The organism is Nonomuraea sp. AD125B (assembly GCF_041402765.1).
In the GTDB taxonomy this organism is placed as follows: Bacteria; Actinomycetota; Actinomycetes; order Streptosporangiales; family Streptosporangiaceae; genus Nonomuraea; species Nonomuraea bangladeshensis.
The window spans coordinates 160,958-179,421 of record NZ_JBGLOU010000013.1; the positions used below are offsets into that span (position 1 = coordinate 160,958).

At 72.5% G+C, this 18,464-nt stretch carries 16 protein-coding genes; 9 read left to right on the plus strand and 7 right to left on the minus strand.

Annotated elements, in window-relative coordinates; translation table 11 throughout:
* Position 1: 1 nt before the first annotated feature.
* Positions 2-2,344, minus strand: coding sequence for a PEP/pyruvate-binding domain-containing protein (locus ACBR40_RS31575; protein WP_371251112.1), 2,343 nt, complete (start codon positions 2,342-2,344; stop codon positions 2-4).
* Positions 2,341-3,738 carry an MFS transporter gene (locus ACBR40_RS31580; RefSeq protein WP_371251113.1) on the minus strand — a complete coding sequence of 466 codons (1,398 nt, stop codon included), beginning with the start codon at positions 3,736-3,738 and terminating at the stop codon, positions 2,341-2,343. Before ACBR40_RS31580 ends, ACBR40_RS31575 begins: the two co-directional genes overlap by 4 nt.
* A gap of 235 nt (positions 3,739-3,973) precedes the next feature.
* Here ACBR40_RS31580 and ACBR40_RS31585 point away from each other — a divergent pair, with 235 nt between their 5' ends.
* A complete protein-coding gene (locus ACBR40_RS31585; RefSeq protein ID WP_371251114.1) occupies positions 3,974-4,798 on the plus strand; it encodes a helix-turn-helix domain-containing protein in 825 nt (274 codons plus the stop codon).
* Positions 4,786-4,998, plus strand: a complete 213-nt coding sequence (locus ACBR40_RS31590) for a DUF397 domain-containing protein (protein ID WP_344204824.1) — start codon at positions 4,786-4,788, stop codon at positions 4,996-4,998. The genes ACBR40_RS31585 and ACBR40_RS31590 overlap by 13 nt, the downstream gene beginning before the upstream one ends.
* Here the strand turns inward: ACBR40_RS31590 and ACBR40_RS31595 are convergent.
* The 4 genes from ACBR40_RS31595 to ddaH all read right to left on the minus strand — a co-directional run bounded on the left by ACBR40_RS31595 (position 4,967) and on the right by ddaH (position 9,360).
* Positions 4,967-5,926: a nucleotidyl transferase AbiEii/AbiGii toxin family protein gene (locus tag ACBR40_RS31595; protein WP_371251115.1), complete on the minus strand. Its 960-nt coding sequence runs from the start codon at positions 5,924-5,926 to the stop codon at positions 4,967-4,969. The genes ACBR40_RS31590 and ACBR40_RS31595 overlap by 32 nt on opposite strands.
* Entirely contained in the window at positions 5,923-6,540 is a 618-nt protein-coding gene (locus ACBR40_RS31600; RefSeq protein WP_371251116.1) for a hypothetical protein, read from the minus strand. The genes ACBR40_RS31595 and ACBR40_RS31600 overlap by 4 nt, the downstream gene beginning before the upstream one ends.
* A 170-nt stretch (positions 6,541-6,710) precedes the next feature.
* Positions 6,711-8,417: a 2-isopropylmalate synthase gene (gene leuA, locus ACBR40_RS31605; RefSeq protein WP_371251117.1), complete on the minus strand. Its 1,707-nt coding sequence runs from the start codon at positions 8,415-8,417 to the stop codon at positions 6,711-6,713.
* A 196-nt stretch (positions 8,418-8,613) separates the two neighbouring features.
* On the minus strand, positions 8,614-9,360 hold the full coding sequence (gene ddaH / locus ACBR40_RS31610) for a dimethylargininase (protein ID WP_371251118.1): 747 nt from the start codon (positions 9,358-9,360) through the stop codon (positions 8,614-8,616).
* Positions 9,361-9,397: 37 nt separating this feature from the next.
* Here ddaH and ACBR40_RS31615 point away from each other — a divergent pair, with 37 nt between their 5' ends.
* The 7 genes from ACBR40_RS31615 to ACBR40_RS31645 all read left to right on the plus strand — a co-directional run bounded on the left by ACBR40_RS31615 (position 9,398) and on the right by ACBR40_RS31645 (position 16,927).
* A complete protein-coding gene (locus ACBR40_RS31615) occupies positions 9,398-9,643 on the plus strand; it encodes a DUF2630 family protein (RefSeq protein ID WP_329582781.1) in 246 nt (81 codons plus the stop codon).
* Positions 9,644-9,674: 31 nt separating this feature from the next.
* Positions 9,675-10,484 carry a 2-phosphosulfolactate phosphatase gene (locus tag ACBR40_RS31620; protein WP_371251119.1) on the plus strand — a complete coding sequence of 270 codons (810 nt, stop codon included), beginning with the start codon at positions 9,675-9,677 and terminating at the stop codon, positions 10,482-10,484.
* Between the two features lie 35 nt (positions 10,485-10,519).
* Entirely contained in the window at positions 10,520-11,335 is an 816-nt protein-coding gene (locus tag ACBR40_RS31625) for an N-acetyltransferase family protein (protein ID WP_371251211.1), read from the plus strand.
* 40 nt (positions 11,336-11,375) lie between these two features.
* Complete coding sequence (locus ACBR40_RS31630) at positions 11,376-13,487, plus strand: glycoside hydrolase family 6 protein (RefSeq protein WP_371251120.1); 2,112 nt, start codon at positions 11,376-11,378, stop codon at positions 13,485-13,487.
* Between the two features lie 126 nt (positions 13,488-13,613).
* Complete coding sequence (locus ACBR40_RS31635) at positions 13,614-14,924, plus strand: MFS transporter (protein ID WP_344204837.1); 1,311 nt, start codon at positions 13,614-13,616, stop codon at positions 14,922-14,924.
* Positions 14,925-14,948: 24 nt separating this feature from the next.
* Complete coding sequence (locus ACBR40_RS31640; RefSeq protein ID WP_344204838.1) at positions 14,949-15,614, plus strand: response regulator transcription factor; 666 nt, start codon at positions 14,949-14,951, stop codon at positions 15,612-15,614.
* Entirely contained in the window at positions 15,611-16,927 is a 1,317-nt protein-coding gene (locus ACBR40_RS31645; RefSeq protein ID WP_344204839.1) for a HAMP domain-containing sensor histidine kinase, read from the plus strand. Before ACBR40_RS31640 ends, ACBR40_RS31645 begins: the two co-directional genes overlap by 4 nt.
* Here ACBR40_RS31645 and ACBR40_RS31650 read toward each other — a convergent pair.
* On the minus strand, positions 16,891-18,414 hold the full coding sequence (locus ACBR40_RS31650) for an MFS transporter (protein ID WP_371251121.1): 1,524 nt from the start codon (positions 18,412-18,414) through the stop codon (positions 16,891-16,893). The genes ACBR40_RS31645 and ACBR40_RS31650 overlap by 37 nt on opposite strands.
* Positions 18,415-18,464 lie beyond the last annotated feature (50 nt).

Genomic DNA, 18,464 nt, shown 5'->3' on the forward strand with positions numbered 1-18,464 from the left:
CCTAGGCAGCGGGGACGACCGTGCCCGCGTCGCCGTTCACGGTCACGACCTGGCCGTCCGCCAGCACGGACGTCCCGGTGCCCGTGCCCATGACGGCGGGGACGCCGTACTCCCGCGCCACGATCGCCGCGTGCGAGGCCGTCCCTCCGCTGTCCACGACCACGGCCGCGGCCCGCTGGAACAGCGGCGTCCACGACGGGTTCGTGTAGGGGCAGACGAGCACGTCGCCCGCCGCCAGCCGGCCGAACTCGGCGGGTTCCCTGATCACCTTCACCGGCCCGGTGGCGGTGCCCGCGCTCGCCGGGGCGCCGGTCACCAGCGCGTCCCCGTCCGCCGCCGCGGGAGGGAAGACGGCGGCGGGGTCGATGAGGCGTACGCCGGCCAGTTCCTCCCGTTTCGCCGCCCGCGCCCGCGCGAGCTCGCGCAGCCGGGCCCCGTCGGCACCGCTCAGCGCGGCCTCGCCGCCGATCGACTCCAGCTCCTCCAGCCGCAGGTGGAAGACGTCCTCGGGGCGGTCGAGCAGGCCGGCCGCGCACAGCCGCCGGCCCAGCTCGACGAGCGAGCGGCGCAGGACGGGCTGCGGCAGCGTGAAGTAAAAATGGCTGTCCTCGCGGAAGGCGATCCCGGCGCGGGCGGCGGCCACCCAGCGCCGCATCCGCTCCCGCCGCCTCGGGGCACGCAGGAGCGGGTGGCCGAGCAGCCGGTCGAGGGCGTCGCCCGGCTCCCCGGCCGCCGGCGCGGGGTGCGCGGCCAGCATCCGGACCAGGCCGAGCACGGTCTCCGGCGCGTCCGCCCAGGTGGGCGGGGTGACGAGGATGGGGCTGGCGGTCTCGCGGTGGCCGTACTCGCGCAGGAACTCCTCGAACGCGGCCAGGAACTCGGCGGGCTTCGGGCCGTCGTCGAGCGCGCCGGTGCGGACGGCCAGCTCGGCCAGCCGTTCCAGCGCCCAGTTGGTCTCGCTCGTCCGGGTGACCGCGCCGGCCAGCAGCCCGGGGAAGAGCGCACCCCGGCGCAGCAGCTTGACGGCCGCCAGCAGCCGCAGCAGCGCGAGCCCGGTGCCCGGCAGGTAGTCGATGCGCAGGTCGGCCACCGGGGCGACCAGGTCGAGCGCCTTCCTGGGCACGCGGATCAGCTCCTCCCACGGCAGCGTCCCGAGATCCAGGGCGGCCAGGTCACGCGCCGCCGCCAGGTAGCCGGTGAAGCGGCGGTCCTCGGTCCAGCGGGCGGGGTCGTACCGTCCGGCCTTGGCCGCGAGGCGGAACGGCGCGGTCAGCGCCCTGGCCGTCGGGCGGGGCCTCGGCGGGACGAGCGCGACGACGACGCCGTCCTCCTCGCGCAGGAACCCCTCGAATCCGCCCCGGATCACGAACGCGCCGGTCACCTTGCCCATCAGCCCCGCAGGCCCGTACGGCAGCCAGGTCGTCATGTCGATCGGGTACGGCCGGACCGGCAGGTATTCCATCAGGATGCCGGTGAGCCGGCGCCGCACCGGGTTGAGCCGGCCGGGCGGGGGCGGCGGCAGGGCCGTCATGGGCCGCGCCTGGAGCAGGTGGAGGCGGCCGGCGGCATAGGCCCACTCGATGTCCTGGGGGCGGCCGTAGTGGGCGGCGACCCGGCGGGCCAGCCCGGCCAGCTCGGCCACGACGGCGTCCGGCAGCCGTGCCGTCCGGCCGTCGGGGCGGGTCTCGTGGACGACGCCGCCGCTGGGAGCGCTCCGGACGACGACCTCGCCCCGGCCGGGCCGGTAGGCGATGCGGCCCCGGCGGTCCACCTCGTAGTGGTCGGGCGTGACCAGGCCAGAGACGACGGCCTCCCCGAGACCGGCGCCCGCGTCGACGACGATGCGCTCCCGGTCGCCGGTGACCGGGTCGGCGGTGAACAGGACGCCCGCCGTGTCCGCCTCGACCATGCGCTGCACGACCACGGCGATGCTCACCCCGGCGTCGTCGATGCCGAGCCTGGCCCGGTAGGCGACGGCCCGTTCGGTGTGGAGCGAGCCCCAGCAGCGGCGTACCGCGTCGAGCAGCGCCTGCTCGCCCACCACATTGAGGTAGGTGTCCTGCTGCCCGGCGAACGCGGCCCCCGGCAGGTCCTCGGCGGTCGCGCTCGACCGCACGGCCACCGGCCCTGCGCCGAGCGCCTCGTACCCGGCGGCGATCTCCCGCCGCAGCTCGGCGGGCAGCTCGCCGTCCCGGCCCGCGAGGTCGTAGGCGTGCGTGGTGACGACGAAGCCGGGCGGCACGGGGAAGCCGTTCCTGACCAGCTCGCCCAGGTTGGCGCCCTTGCCTCCGGCCAGGGGCAGGTCGGCACGGCCGACGGCGTCCAGGGGCGCGACGAGTCTCACGAGTTCTCCTTCACGGGGATGTCATCGGCGTGCGCCGTGGTGCGGAGCGGGCGCGCCGGCAGCGCCAGCGCCAGCCCGAACGCCACGACCAGCAGCGGCGCCATGGCCCCGAACACCGGGGGCACGGCCGTCGCGAACGACTCGCGCACGCCGTCGGGCAGCGCGGCCGGGGTCTCGGTGGCGGAGATCCCGGACCGCAGGGTGATGAACGCGCCCACGACCGCGACCCCGGCCGACGCCCCGATCTGCCGGACGAACGTGACCGACGAGGTGGCCGTGCCGAGGTCGGCGTAGGGGACGGCGTTCTGCGCGGCCAGCAGCATGACCTGCATGACCAGGCCGACCCCCAGCCCGGTGACCAGCATGGACACGGCCAGCGCGGGCGGCGAGCCGGCCGTGAGCCCGACGAGCGCGAGCCCGGCCGCCGCGACGGCGGTCCCGGCGACGGGGAACGGTTTGTACCGGCCGGTCCTGGTGATCAGCCGCCCGGAGACGATCGTGGCGGCCAGCACCCCGCCCATGAGCGCGGTCACGAGAAGCCCGGCCTGGGTGGCGCCGGCGCGGTGCGCGATCTGGAGGTAGGCCGGCATGTACGTGATCGTCCCGAACAGCGCGAACCCGATGAGCAGGCTGATCGCCACGGGCACGGCGAAGGCCCGCTCGCGGAAGAGCCGCAGCGGCATGATGGGGTCGGCCGCGCACCTGGCGCTGACCAGCCAGCCGGCCAGCCCGCCCGCGGCCACCAGCAGGTGGACCGGCTCGCGGGTCTGCCCGACCAGCACCACGCCCACGACGAGGGCGCCCAGCGCGAGCGCCCCGGCCACGTCGAGGGGCCGCCGCCCGCCCTCGGGCCGCGGCAGCCGCAGCGCCACGGTGAGCAGGACCAGCGCCAGCACCCCGAGCGGCGGGTAGATCGCGAAGATCCACCGCCAGCTCACCCGGTCGATGAGGAACCCGCCGATCAGCGGACCGCCGACGGCGGCCACGACGTACGCCGAGCCGAAGTAGCCGAGGAAGCGCCCCCGCTCGCGCGGGCTGACCAGCTCGCCGATGGTCGCCTGGGCGCCGATCATCAGCCCGCCGCCGCCCAGCCCCTGCACCACCCGGAACGCGATGAGCTGCGGCATCGACGTGGCGAGCGCGCACAGGACGGCCCCGGTCACGAACACGACGACGGCGGCCTGCAGCGTCGGCTTGCGGCCGTAGCGGTCGCCGAGCTTGCCGTAGACGGGCATGGAGACGGTGGCGGCGACGAGGTAGGCGGTGACGACGCCGGGCATCTGGTCGAGCCCGCCGAGGTCACCGGCCACGACGGGCAGCGCGGGGGCCATGATCGTCTGATCGAGCGCCGCGAGCAGCATGGCCAGGATCAGCCCTGTCACCACCAACCCCATGACGCCTCCCTTAGTGAACGAACCGTTCTCTAAGGAGCGTAAGTCTGCCGTCGCCTGAATTCAACACCTCATGAATATCCGCTGTGGGAGGGCGGCCGATCCGACGGGATCGAGCCGATAACCCTCGGCTCCGCACCGACCCTTGGCTACATTGTGTAGCCGATTGACTTCACGACGCCATCAACCGTTTCGACAAATATCCTGTCGGAACGGCGGTGACCCCCCAGGAGGTCAGATGCCAAAGGAAAGCGAGCTATGTCCCTCTGACTCGCCGACCGCGCTCTTCGGCTTCGAACTGCGGCGCCATCGCAAGGCCCGAGGCTGGTCCCAGATCCGCCTGTCGAAGGCGGTGCCGTACTCCGTCGGAACGATCAGCATGATCGAGACGGCCAGACGGTCACCGACCGAGGAGTTCGCCCGCCACTGCGACGAGGCGCTGGAAGCGGAAGGCGCGCTGATGCGGCTCTGGCCGATGGTCAGCCACGCGTCGGCGCCCCCATGGTTCCGGCCCTGGCTCGACGCGGAGGCCACGGCGGAGGCGATCCGCACATGGGAGCCCCTGATCGTCCCCGGCCTGCTCCAGACCGAGGACTACGCGCGAGCGATCCTCAGCGGCGAGCCCGGCGTGACGACGCAGGAGATCGAGGCGAACGTCACGGCGCGCATGGAGCGCCAGTCCATTCTCCGCCGGCCCAAGCCCCCGATGCTCTGGGCGGTTCTCGACGAAGGAGTCCTGCACCGCCCGATCGGCGGTCACGCCGTGATGGCCGCCCAACTCGCCCACCTCGCCGAACTCGGCACGGCGCCGCGGATCACCATCCAGATCCTTCCGCTCAGCGCGCGCTCCACGACCGGGCTCCTCGGCGGCTTCGCCATCAGCCAGGCGCACGGAGCCCCCGACACGGCGTACGTCGAGGCCGCTTGCGACGCCCAGGTGACCGACGGGACAGAGAGCGTAAGGATCCTGGCATTCAGGTACGAAGGAATCCGCTCCGAAGCTCTGTCTCAACGGGAATCCATCAGATTGATCGAGGAGACGATGCAACGATGGACGAGCTGACCCACGAACTGCGCGCAGCCACGTGGACCAAGTCTTCTCACTCGGGCAGCAACGGCGGCAACTGCGTCGAGATCGCCACCCTCTCCGGAGGGCACCGCGGCGTACGCGACAGCAAGAACCCCACCGGCCCGGCCCTGGTCTTCACCCCGGGCGAATGGGACGCCTTCGTCAACGGGGTGAAGGACGGTGAGTTCGACTAGCCACCTCGAACGATCCTCCGAGAAGGCCCTTCGACTCGCTCGGGGCCTTCTCGGAAGTCTCGCCGTCCGTTGTCCAAGCGATCGTCCGTTCCCAGAAGCCCCGTACGAATGCGAGCGCCGACGACAGGTCTGCGGGCACAATCGTCAGTCCCTGTGCCTGAGTTGGATAGTCGATGTCCCATCGAGGAGGCAGGTCGGGAATCTCCTCGGGAAGAGCATGTGACGCCCTGACCGCGAAGACATGGCGACAGACGTCGACAAGCTCGCCATCGGGGACCAGGCCGTTCTCGATCAGCAGGACCAGATCCACCAGGTCCTTCACGCGGGTGTTCGGCCGGTCTCCGTAGTCTCTGGTCAGCGCGTGCAGCTTCTCGGCGAAGTGCTGACGAGGGTGAACCGCCTCGACACTGCGCGACGGGACCTCGGCGAAAGCGAGCGTCCCCGGCAGCATGAGCTGGTCAGTCTGCGCGATCTCCTCCGGGCGCATGACTGCGTCCAGCCTGAACAGGGCGAACTCCTTACCTGCCAACCGGCCCTGGATCCCGAAGCGGTACGCCCGGCGACCTTCGCCGTCCGGTTTCAACTCGGTGGGAGGGGCCACCTGGAAGACGAAGTTGTCGCCGTCGGGGTCCGAGCCGAGAGCCTCGATGAGTTCGTCCCGCAGGCCGTCGCCATCGAGCTGGCCGGAGCGGATCGCCATGTCGAGATCTTTGGTCGACCTCGCCCGATCCAGCAGCCGGAACTCCATCGCCATGCCGCCTTTGAGAATCCACCGCCCCGGCTGGGACGCGGACAAGCGCGCCAAGGCCCGCTCGAAGAGAACCCTGCGGCGGAGCCTGCCGAGGTCGGTGCCGTTCTCATCCGCCTGCCTCTTGAGCCTGCTCTCCAGTGCCTGGCGCAGCGCGACCGCGTTCCGGTAGCGGGTCATGTCCGCTCCGCCCTCAGCGCCCGCTCGACCCCTAGCTCGGCGCGGCTTCCGAGGCGCTGTGCCGCTCGAATGAGCTGGCCTCGGGTGGCTCCCCCGCGCTGCAGCAGTTCGGAGACGGCCGAATCGATCACGTCCTGGTCCGCCCCGTCTGCGGCGGACTCGCTGATCGCTCGCACCGGCGTGGTCACTCTGAACCCTTCGCGATCCTCGACGTCGTCCGCAGGCAGCTCCGCGCGATGCAGGACGACTCGGTCGTTCTTCTGCCGGAACCCTCGTCCGACGGTCAGGTGGATCTCAGCCGGATTGGCGATCCCGAGATCGTGAACTGCGAGCGCGCTGAGATGTGAGACAACGGCCCGTTGGCCGCTCCAGAGCCACCAACGGACAAAATGATCATGATCTCCCCCCGGCAGTATGGCGAATTCCCGAAGGCGGTAGAGCGCGCGTCCGATGCGCAGCCAGTTCCCCTGCTGGGCGTGGAAGTGTTGAGCCTGGTGGGAGTAGCCCAGTTCGACGGCTTGAGCTGCAGTGAAGTAGCCACGCTGGCTCGCGGCGAGTTCCCAGAGCCTGTCGCGGCGTACGTGTCCGGACCGCCGATGCCGTTCGATCGACATGCGGCAAGTCTAGGCCACTGGAACTACAAGTCGCTTTTAGTTCCGCGCACATCTCTGCACGAAACTAAAGTTTTCTTGTAGTCAGGCCGCATCATAGGCTCCTACGGGCGTTCTGCAGAAAGACCAAGACCGCGCCACGATCGTCCGTGAGGCGCGGTCTTGGTACGGCGTCAGCGGGAGGCGCGGTTGACCGCCGAGATGATGGCCTTCAGCGAGGCGGTGGTGGTGTTGGCGTCGATGCCGACGCCCCACAGCACCTCGCCGTTGACGTCGCACTCCAGGTAGGAGGCGGCCTTGGCGTCGCTGCCCGAGCTCATGGCGTGCTCGGAGTAGTCGAGCACCCGTACGTCGATGCCGACACCGCCGAGCGCGTCGATGAAGGCCGAGATCGGGCCGTTGCCGGTGCCGCCGACCTCGCGGATCTCGCCGTCGAGGCGGATGTCGGCGCTGATGCGGTCCTTGTCGTCGACCGTGGACTCGCTGCGGTGCGCCAGCAGGCTCAGCCGGCCCCAGCGGTTGGCCGGGTTGGGGAGGTATTCGTCGCGGAAGATCTCGTACATCTCCGCGGGGCTGACCTCGCCGCCCTCGCTGTCGGTGCGGGCCTGCACGACCTTGGAGAACTCGATCTGCAGCCGGCGCGGCAGGTCGAGCTGGTGGTCGGACTTCATGATGTACGCCACGCCGCCCTTGCCGGACTGGCTGTTGACCCGGATCACGGCTTCGTACGTGCGCCCGATGTCCTTCGGGTCGATCGGCAGGTAGGGGACCGCCCACGTGAACTCGTCCACCGGCGTCCCGGCGGCCGCGGCGTCGCGCTCCAGGTGCTCGAAGCCCTTCTTGATGGCGTCCTGGTGGGAGCCGGAGAAGGCGGTGTAGACCAGCTCGCCGCCCCACGGGTGGCGCGGGTGCACGGGAAGCTGGTTGCAGTATTCGGTGACGCGGCGGATCTCGTCGATGTCACTGAAGTCGATCTCGGGGTCGACGCCCTGGGAGAACAGGTTCATGCCGAGCGTGACCAGGCAGACGTTGCCGGTGCGCTCGCCGTTGCCGAACAGGCAGCCCTCGATGCGGTCGGCGCCGGCCATGTAGCCGAGCTCGGCGGCGGCGACGGCGGTGCCGCGGTCGTTGTGCGGGTGCAGCGACAGCACGATCGAGTCGCGGTGGCGCAGGTTGCGGCTCATCCACTCGATCTGGTCGGCGTAGACGTTGGGGGTGGCCATCTCGACCGTGGCGGGCAGGTTGATGATGACCTTGCGGTCGGGGGTGGGCTGCCACACCTCGTTGACGGCGTCGCAGACCTCGACGGCGTACTCCAGCTCGGTGCCGGTGAACGACTCCGGGGAGTACTCGAAGAAGACGTCCACGTCGCTCGCGTCGGCGAGCTTCTTCACCAGCTTGGCGCCCTCGACGGCGATCGCGGTGATGCCCTCCTTGTCCTGGCCGAAGACGACCCGGCGCTGCAGCGTGGAGGTGGAGTTGTAGAGGTGGACGATGGCCTGCTTGGCGCCCTGCAGCGACTCGAAGGTGCGCTCGATGAGCTCGGGCCGCGCCTGCGTCAGTACCTGGATGACGACGTCGCCGGGGATGCGGCCCTCTTCGATGATCTGCCGGACGAAGTCGAAGTCGGTCTGCGAGGCGGCGGGGAAGCCGACCTCGATCTCCTTGAAGCCCAGGCGTACCAGCAGCTCGAACATCTGGAGCTTGCGGTGGGAGTCCATCGGGTCGATCAGCGCCTGGTTGCCGTCGCGCAGGTCCACCGCGCACCAGCGGGGCGCCTTGGTGATGACCTTGTCGGGCCAGGTGCGATCGGTCAGCTTGACGGGCTGAAAGGGCTGATAGCGATGGATCGGCATCCGGCTGGGCTGCTGAGCGGTCATGGTCGTTGCTCCTCGTCGGGCGGTTCGGAAAGGAAGCGGCCGACGCGCATGACTGGCTCCGCGGCGAGGGAGCCGGCCTTAAAGGCCCCCGCCGCGGCAGCTAAGAAGGAGCCCGCGCAGCATGTCTTGCACGCTATCAGACGTCTCGGTATGCGCCGTGCGTTATCTCAGATCGCGAGAAACGGTGTGTCGCGGCTCACTCCTCGACGAGCACGCTGAGGCAGGTCACGCAGCCTTCGAGCTTCTCGAACTCCGAGATGTCCACGGCCGTGACGGCGAGCCCGCGCCGCTCCAGCAGCTCGGCGGTACGCGGGGCGGAGGCGGCGATCAGCACGCTCTCGCCGCCCAGCGGGACGACGTGGGCGCCCGGCTCCTCCGGCGGCACCAGCAGGCCGGGCAGGTCCACGTGGCGGGGGTCGCCGATGAGGGTGCCGTCGGGCAACGCGGTCACGGCGGACTTGAGATGCAGGACGCCGCGTACGTCCACGGGCACGACGCGGCGCTCCGGCAGCAGGGCCGCGAGCTGGCGGATGCCCTCCTCGTTGGTGCGGGCGGAGCGGCCGACGTAGACGGTGGGGCCGGACTGCAGCACGTCGCCGCCGTCGAGCGTGCCCGGCCGGGCGATCATGACGGTCTTCAGCCCGAGGTCGCGTACGGTCCGCGCCACGGACTCCACCTCGGGCCGCCGCTCGGCCGCGCCGGGCCGGGTCAGCACCGCCACGCGGCCCGACACCACCACCGCGTCCTCCACGAACGGCGCGTCGGGCAGGTCGTCGGCGGGCTCGGCGTACACGATCCGCCGGCCGGCCGCCTCCAGCGCGGCGACGTACGCCTCGTGCTGGTCGAGGGCCCGCCCGGGATCCACCGGCTCGCGCTGGAGGTGGGTCACGATGCCCTCGGCGATACGGGGGCCGGGCTTCCTTACCAGCGCGATACCAGACATAGGGCGTGTTCTATCACGTTCGGATTAGAGTCTTGGCATGAGTGATGACGAGATTCTGACGAGGATCAGCGCCCTGGTCGACGAGGAGCACCAGTTGCGCGAGAAGCTCTCGAACGGCGAGGTGACGACGGACGACGAGCACAACCGCGTCAAGGAGCTGGAGACGGCGCTCGACCAGTGCTGGGACCTGCTGAGGCAGCGCCGGGCCCGGCGCGGCGCGGGCGAGGACCCGGACGAGGCCGCGGTCCGCCCGGCCGGCCAGGTGGAGAACTACCGCCAGTGACCCGCGCTCCGGAGTGCGCGATCATCATGGAGTGAACCCCCGTTTCCTCGGCATCACTGACTTGGTCGAAACCCCGTCCGTGGCGGTCGTGGTGGACGTCATGCGCGCTTACACCGTGGCCGCCTGGGCCTTCGCCCAGGGGGCGGAGAAGATCGTGCTCGCCGAGTCGCTGGACGACGCCCTGGCGCTCAAGGCCCGCCACCCGGACTGGGTGGCGCTCAAGGACGGTCCGCCCGCGCCCGGGTTCGACGCCGTCAACTCGCCGGCCCTGCTGCGCTCCCTTGACCTCGGCGGACGGACCGTCGTGCAGAAGACCACGGCGGGGACGGTCGGCGCCCTCGCCGTCAAGGAGGCGTCGCTGGTGCTGTGCGCCGGCTTCGTGGTGGCGGAGGCGACGGCCCGGCTCCTGCGGGCACGCGGGTACGACAGCGTCACGTTCGTGGTCACCGGCGAGGACGGGCAGGCCGACGAGGATCTGGCGTGCGCCCAGTACATCGCTCACCGCGCCGCCGAGGCCGGGACGGATGCGGCCGAATTCCTCCGCCGCGCCGCCGGGTCACGTGCCGCCGCCGAGCTGACGGAGGGGGTGCGTGAAGGAGCCCATCCTGACGACGTCGCCCTCTGCCTTGAGCTCGACCGGTTCCCCTTCGCCATGGTGGCGACCCTGGAAGACTCGATCATGGTCCTCCGGCCGCACGCCGTGCCTATGCTGACCGGATGGCTGTCCAGCGAGTCGATCTCGGCCGGGACGAGGGCATGGTCGCGGGCCTGTACGACGCCTACGTGGCGGCCAACGCCGACGACCCCGGCCCCCTCCCCACCCTGCCCCGCTTCCGCCTGAACTTCGGCGCCGACCGGCCGGGCCAGGGAGTGGAGATGTGGGTGGCGGTCGAGCGCGGGAACGTCGCCGGCGGCTACAGCCTGGGGCTGCCGCGCCTCGACAACACGCACACCGCGTCGGTGTTCCCCCTGGTGGTGCGGCCCGAGCGGCGCGGGCGCGGACTGGGCGCCGCGCTGTTCGAGCACGCCGTGGGCCGGGCCCGCGCGCACGGCCGCCGGCTGCTGCTCACCGAGACGCCGGCCACGGGCGCGGGCGCGCGGTTCGCGCGGGCGCACGGCATGACGCCCTCGGTCACCGAGGCGCGCCGTACGCTCGACCTGCACGCGGCCGACCCGGCGGCGCTGCGGGCGCTGACGCCGGCGGTCGAGGGTTACACGCTCCAGCAGTGGGTGGGTCCGGCGGGGCCGGAGCTGCTGGACGACCTCGCCACGCTGTTCGACGGCATGAACGACGCGCCGCGCGACGCCGGCGTCGAGGCGAGCCGCTACGACGCCGAGCGGGTCGGCGAGCGCGAGCGGAGCATCGCCGAGGCGGGCCAGACCTGCTACACGACGATCGCCCGCCGCGCCGGCGACGGCGCGCCCGCCGCCTTCACCCGCATCGTCCTGAAGGCCGACCGCTCCGACGGCTGGGCGAGCCAGGTGGACACGGTGGTGCTGCGCCCGCACCGGGGCCGCCGCCTCGGCCTGCTCGTCAAGCTCGCCAACCTGCTGTGGCTGCGCGAGAGCGAGCCGCACCTCGACCGCGTCATCACCTGGAACGCCGGCACGAACGTCCACATGCTGGCCATCAACGAGGCCATGGGATTCCGGCTGCTCGACGAGTGGCACACCTGGCGGCTTGAGCTGTGACCCTCCCCAGGCTCCTGCGGGCGGGTTACTCTGACGGCTTATGACCTTGGACGCGCTGCGCGACGGGGATCCACGCCAGGCCGGGCCCTACACCCTGCTGGGCCGGCTGGGCGAGGGCGGCATGGGGATCGTCTACCTCGGGCGGGCGCCGGACGGCGCCCGGGTGGCGGTCAAGCTGATCAACGCGCGGATGAGCGCGGACCCCGGGTTCCGCCGCCGCTTCGCCAGGGAGGTCGCCGCGGCGCGGCGGGTCGCCCGCTTCTGCACCGCCCCGGTCCTCGACGCCGACGTGGACGGCGACCCCGCCTACCTGGTCACCGAGTACGTCGAAGGCCCGAGCCTCGGTGACGCGGTACGCGCGTCGGGGCCTTTGACGGGGTCGGCGCTGGACGGGCTCGCGGCGGCCATGGCGGTGGCGCTGCGGGCCATCCACGGGGCGGGCGTGGTGCACCGGGACCTCAAACCGTCCAACGTGCTGCTCTCCCAGGTGGGGCCCAAGGTCATCGACTTCGGGATCGCGCGCTTCACCGAGGCGGAGGTGAGCAGCGCGATCGTGGGGACGCCCGCGTACATGTCGCCCGAGCAGGTGTCGGGGTCGCGGGTGGGGCCCGCGTCGGACATCTTCTCGTGGGGGTGCACGGTGGCGTTCGCGGCGTCGGGGGTGTCGCCGTTCGGTACGGGCTCGGTGCCGACGATCCTGCTGCGCATCGTGAACGAGGCTCCGGAGCTGCACGGGCTGTCGGGGGTGCTGCGGGAGCTGGTCGAGGCCGCGGTCACCAAGGACCCGGCGCGGCGGCCCACGGCCCAGGACCTCCTGGACCGTCTCAGCGCCGCCAATCCCTCGGCCCTGCCCGTGGACGCCTTTCCCGCCCCTCCCCCACCGGACTCTCAGGGCGGGGCGGAGGGTGAGGGCGTGGCGGGAGACGAGGGGACGACCGCGCCGTCCGGTGGCCGGAGGCGGGGCAGGGTCGTGGCCGGGGTGGCGGCGGTGACCGTGGCCGTGGCCGGGGTGACGGTGGGGCTGGTGCTGAACGGGGTGGCCGGGCCCGGCGGCGGCTCGCCCGCCGAGAACGCCTCGCCCGGCGCGGCCTCCCGGGTGAGCGGCCGGGGCGATCCCACGACGACGGCCACCGCTCCAGGGGACGGGAACCCGCTGCGCGCCGCCCGTCCCGTCGCCTTCTACTCCCCCGAAGAGCCCAACGCCGCCGGCCAGGCGGCCCTCTGGAAGAAGGACCGCCCCCAGGACGCCGCCCTGATGGAGAAGCTGGCGAAGGTCCCGCACGCCATCCGCCTCGGCAACCCGGAGGTACGCGACAAGGTGGCCCAAGCCGTGGACAACGCCGCGGGCGGGGTCCCGGTGTTCCTGGTCAACTACCTGCCGGGCAGCGACCAGTGCCGGCCCGCCACCCCGGCGGAGCTGGAGTCGTACCAGAGCTGGATCGAGGGGATCGCCGGCCAGATCGGCACGTCCCCGGCCGTGGTCGTCCTGGAGCCGGGCAGCCTGGTCAAGCTGCCCGGCACGAAGAACTGCGACCCGCAGGGCTCCCCCGACCAGCGCTACGCGGCCCTGCGCGCGGCGGCCGGGGCGCTCAAGGCGAACCCGCGCACCGCCGTCTACCTCGACGGCGCCCAGGACCTCTACCCCGGCACCGAGGTCATGGCCGAGCGCCTGCTCAAGGCGGGCGTCGGCGAGACCGACGGCTTCTTCGTCAACGCCGCCGCCTTCCAGCGCACCGCGAAGGCCGTCGGGTACGGCAAGAAGCTCTCGGTTTGTGTCGCCCTGCGCCGCGCCGGCCGTTCCGACTGCCCGCCCGACGCGCCGGTGGACCCGGCCGCGCTGCCGCACTTCGTCGTCGACACCGCCCGCAACGGACAGGGTTCCTGGGCGCCGGAGAAGCACTACGCGGACCCGCAGACCTGGTGCAACCCGCCGGGCAGGGGCGTCGGCGACCGTCCGACGACCGAGACGGGCGAGGAGCTGGCCGACGCCTACCTGTGGATCGCCCGTCCCGGCACCTCCGGCGGCCACTGCCGGCGCGGCACGAAGGGCGACAAGGACCCCGAACGGGGCGTCGTCGCGCCGGAGGCGGGCACATGGTGGGCGGAGATGGCCCTGGAACGGGCGAAGCTGGCGAACCCGCCGTTGCGCTGACGTTTCCACCGGAAGGCGCCGATGTTAAGCGGACGTTAGATCTCGGCCCCTCCACCTTGTCCGGGCTCCTTCCTGGGGTGAGGCTCTGACCTGCAGGTACTCCCCCAGCCCCCTGGAGGTCCCCAAGTGAGCAAACCCCGTGTGCCGTGGAAGGCGGTGGTCGGCGGCTCGGTCGGCAACCTGGTCGAGTGGTACGACTGGTTCGTCTACAGCAGCTTCGCCGTCTACTTCGCCGCGTCCTTCTTCCCGGAGGGCGACGACACGGCCAAACTGCTCAACACCGCGGCGATCTTCGCCGTCGGCTTCTTCATGCGCCCGCTCGGCGGCTGGCTGCTCGGCCGTTACGCCGACCGCCGGGGCCGCAAGGCGGCGCTCACGCTGACGGTCACGCTGATGTCGGCCAGCGCCCTGCTGATCGCGATCGCGCCCACGTACGAGTCGGTCGGCTACTTCGGCGCGCTGGTGCTGGTCGTCGCCCGGCTGCTCCAGGGCCTGTCGGTGGGCGGCGAGTACGCGGCCAGCGCCACGTACCTCACGGAGGCGACCCCGCGCGGCCGCCGCGGCCTGGCCTCCAGCTTCCAGTACGTCTCCATGACCGCCGGCCAGCTCGTCGGCCTCGGCCTGCAGATCATCCTGCAGAACACGATGTCGAAGGAGGCGCTCAGCTCCTACGGCTGGCGCATCCCGTTCGTGGTCGGCGCCCTCGCCGCCGCGGTCGTGTTCTACCTGCGGCGGAGCCTGCTGGAGACCGAGGCGTACGACGAGGAGCGGCACGCCGAGGAGAGCTCGGACCGGGGGACGATCCGGGGGCTGCTCGCCCACAAGAGGGAGGCGCTGCTGGTGATCGCCCTGACGATGGGCGGCACGGTGGCGTACTACACCTACACGACCTACCTCACCAAATACCTGTCGAACACGGCGGGCCTGGCGAAGGAGACGGCCACGCTGGTGAGCTTCTGCGCGCTGTTCGTCTTCATGTGCCTGCAGCCGCTGGCGGGGGCGCTGTCGGACCGGATCGGGCGGCGGCCGCTGCTGATCACGTTCGGGATCGGGTCGATGCTGGGGACGGTGCCGCTGATGACGGCGCTCGGCGGGGCGAGCGGGTTCGGCGGGGCGCTGGCGCTGTCGCTGACCGGGCTGGTGATCGTCACCGGCTACACCTCGATCAACGCGGTGGTGAAGGCCGAGCTGTTCCCGACCGGGGTGCGGGCGCTCGGGGTGGCGTTGCCGTACGCGATCGCGAACGCGCTGTTCGGCGGCACCGCCGAGTACGTGGCTCTGTGGTTCAAGAACGCGAAGATGGAGTCCGGTTTCTTCTGGTACGTCGCCGGTTGCGCCGCCGTCTCGCTCGTCGTCTACCTGTTCATGCGCGAGACCCGGGACGCGGCCCTGTCGCGGGCCGAGCAGACGGCGGGGGCCGTCCCGGAACGCGTGTAGCCCGCGCGCGTCTACCCTGGCGGCATGCGAGTTCTGCTGGTCGAGGACGATGACCGGCTGGCCGCCGCGCTGACGACGGCGCTCGCCCGGCACGGCCACCGGGTGACGCGGGCGGGTCTGGCCGTCGACGCCCTCCGCCTGGCGGGGGGCGTCGACTTCGTCCTGCTGGACCTGGGTCTGCCCGACATGGACGGCCTCGACGTGCTGCGCCGCCTGCGCCGGGTGTCGGCCGTGCCGCTGATCGTGGTGACCGCGCGCACCGAGGAGCGCGAGGTGCTGCGCGGCCTGCGCTCGGGGGCCGACGACTACCTGGTCAAGCCGTTCCGTACGGCGGAGCTGATGGCCCGTATGGAGGCGGTCGTGCGGCGCGGCACCCGCCCGCTGCCGCGCCGCGACGACGTGGTGCAGGTCGGCGACGTGCGTATCGACCTGGAGACGCGGCAGGTGACGGTGGCCGGGGAGGCGGTGACGCTGACCCGGCGGGAGTTCGACGTGCTGGCGCTGCTGGCCAGGGAGCCCGGCGTGGTGCGCAGCCGGGAGGAGATCCTCGACGAGGTGTGGGGCGACCCGCTGCTGTCGGCCTCGCGGTCGCTGGACGTGCACGTGGCGGGGCTGCGCGCCAAGACGGGCCGGCCGGGGCTGGTGGAGACCCTGCGGGGCACGGGCTACCGGCTGGGCTCGGCCGGATGAACGCGCGGCTGGTGGTCACGTTCACCACGCTGATCGCGATCCTCATCGCGGCGCTGGCGGTGCCGCTCGGCTGGGCGTACGCCTCCCACCGGACGAACCGGCTGCTCCTCGACCGCCGCGCCGACGCCACCCGCTTCGCCGAGCTGGCCGACCAGGCGGCGCGCGAGGGCGACTACGCGGGCCTGGTGCAGGAGGTGCGCCGCTACGCCGACCTGTACGGCGCGGCGGTCCGCGTCCGCGACCGGGACGGCTCGGTCCGCTTCACCGCCGGCTCCTTCGCCGCCGACGACCGCGAGGCCACCCGCCTGGCGCTGTCCGGCCGCACCACCGATGACCTGCCGATGACGACGCCGTTCGGGCCGGCGTACGCGCTGCTGGCCGAGCCCGCCGGGCGGGACGCGCAGCTCTCGGGCGTGGTGCTGCTCCAGGCCCCGGCGGGCCGCGCCCGGCTGGACGTGTCGCTGGTGTGGGGCGCGCTGGCGCTCGGCGCGCTGGCCGCGCTCGGGCTCGGCGCGCTGGTGGCCAGGCGGCTGGCCCGCTGGATCCTGCGCCCGGTCACCGAGCTGGACCGCACCACGCGGGCCATCGCCCGGGGCCGGCTGGACGCGCGGGCGCATCCGGGGGCCGGGCCGTCGGAGCTGCGGCGGCTGGAGGAGCGCTTCAACGCGATGGCCGACGCCGTGGCGGGGGCGATGGAGCGGCAGCGGGCGTTCGTCGCCGACGCCTCGCACGAGCTGCGCACCCCGCTCACCGTGCTGGGGCTGCGGCTGGAGAACCTGGAGCCGCATCTGAAGGCCGAGGGCTCGGCCGAGTACGCCGAGGCGATGGCCGAGCTGGACCGGCTGGCGCTGCTGGTGGAGGACCTGCTGACCCTCGCCAGGGTGGAGGCGGGAGCAGGGCTGGAGTCCCGGCCGGTCCCGCTGGGTCCGCGCCTCGCGGTCTGGCGCGAGGTGTACGCGGCCAAGGGGCTCGCCCTGGTGGCCCCCGAGCACGGCGAGGTGCCGGAGGCGGCGGCCAGGATCGCCGACATCGCGCTGGACAACGCGCAGAAGTTCGTCCCCGAGGGCGGGACGGTGACCGTCACCCTGGCCGGCGGGGTGCTGCGGGTGGCCGACGACGGGCCGGGGCTGGGCGAGGAGGAGCGGGCCGAGGCGCTGGGGCGCTTCTGGCGGGCGGGCTCGCACGCGAACGTGCCGGGGAGCGGGCTCGGCCTGGCCATCGCCGCCGAGCTGGCCCGCGCCTGCGGCGGCGCCCTCCACCTCCTGCCCACCGTTCCTCACGGACTGACCGTGGAGCTCCGTCTCCCCTCGTGAGCTCCGTGTCGGATTCCGGGGCCGGTCCGTGCCGAGTTGGAGAGCCGGCGGACAGCGAAGACGCCGAGTGCCAGGTGCAGGACGCCGGCCACGGCGGCGGCCACGTGCAGGCCGGTCACGAAGGCCGTCTTCGCCTCCTCGGCCGCCGCCGCCGCGAGGCCGGGAAGCCGGAGGGTCTCGCCGAGGGTGGGCGCCAGGTCCGGCCCCTGGAGGCGGAAGACCAGGGCGGCGAGCGAGCCGAGGAGCGCGATGCCGAGGGCGTTGCCCAGCTCGTTGCTGGTCTCCGCGATCGCGCCCGCCGAGCCCGCTCGTGCCGGAGGGACGGCGCCGACGGCGGTGTCGGCGACGACGCTGAAGGAGATGCCGTAGCCGATGCCCGCGACGACCGTGGAGGCGACGTACCAGCCCGTCCCGCCCGTGACGGCCGTGGGCAGCAGGAGCAGCAGACCGGCCGCGATGGAGAAGTGGCAGACCGCGAGGGCGGCGCGCTTCCCGACGCGGCCGGCCACGAGGGGCGTGACGACGCAGCTGACCGTGAGGACCACGGCGCCGGGCAGCGCGAGCAGGGCCGCGCGCAGGACGGGCAGGCCGAGGACGGACTGCAGGTAGACGCCCGCCAGGTACGCGGTCGCCGACCAGGCCGCCAGCGGCAGCAGCCCGGTGATGATCGCCACCGTGAAGACCCGGTCGCGGAAGAGCGAGAAGTCCACCAGCGGGTGCCGGAGGCCGCGCTGCCTGCGCGCGAACCACGCCAGCAGCGCCGCCCCCGTGATCCCCGGCACGACCGCGACGGCCGACGGGCCTTCGGCGGCGGCGTGCTTGAGCGCGTAGATGACGAGCAGGAGACCGGCCGCCGAGGTCACGACGCTGAGCACGTCGACGCGACCCGGACGAGTCGCTCGGACCTCGCGTAGCAGGATGGGCGCGAGGAGCAGGAACAGGGCGACGACGGGCAGGTTGATCAGGAAGACCGAGCCCCACCAGAACCGCTCAAGCAGGATGCCGCCGACGACCGGGCCGATGGCGAACCCGGCCGCGAACGCCGCCGCGAAGACGCCGATGGCCTGCGCCCGCCGCCGCGGGTCGGCGAACAGCTCGCTCAGCACCGCGAGGGCCGACGGCAGGAGCGTGGCGCCCGCCACCCCCATCAGCGCGCGGGCGACGATCAGCAGCTCGGGGCCGGGCGCGAACGCCGCTCCCGCCGAGCCGATCCCGAACGCCGTCGCGCCGATCATGAGCAGTTTCAGCCGGCCGTACCGGTCGCCGAGGTTGCCGAACGCGATCAGCAGGGAGCCGACGGCGAAGCCGTAGACGTCCAGGATCCACAGGGCCTGGTCGGCGGTCGGCGTGAGGTCCTGGCTGATCCGGGGCATCGCCAGGAAGAGGATGGACCCGTCCATGGAGACCAGCAGGACGGGCCCGAGGATCACCGCCAGGCCGAGCCAGGCCCGCGGCCCCGGCGAAGTGTGCGTGTGCTGTCGAGACATGGCATCGACGGTCCGCCAGGAGGGGGCCCGGCAACCATCCCCCTGGCGTG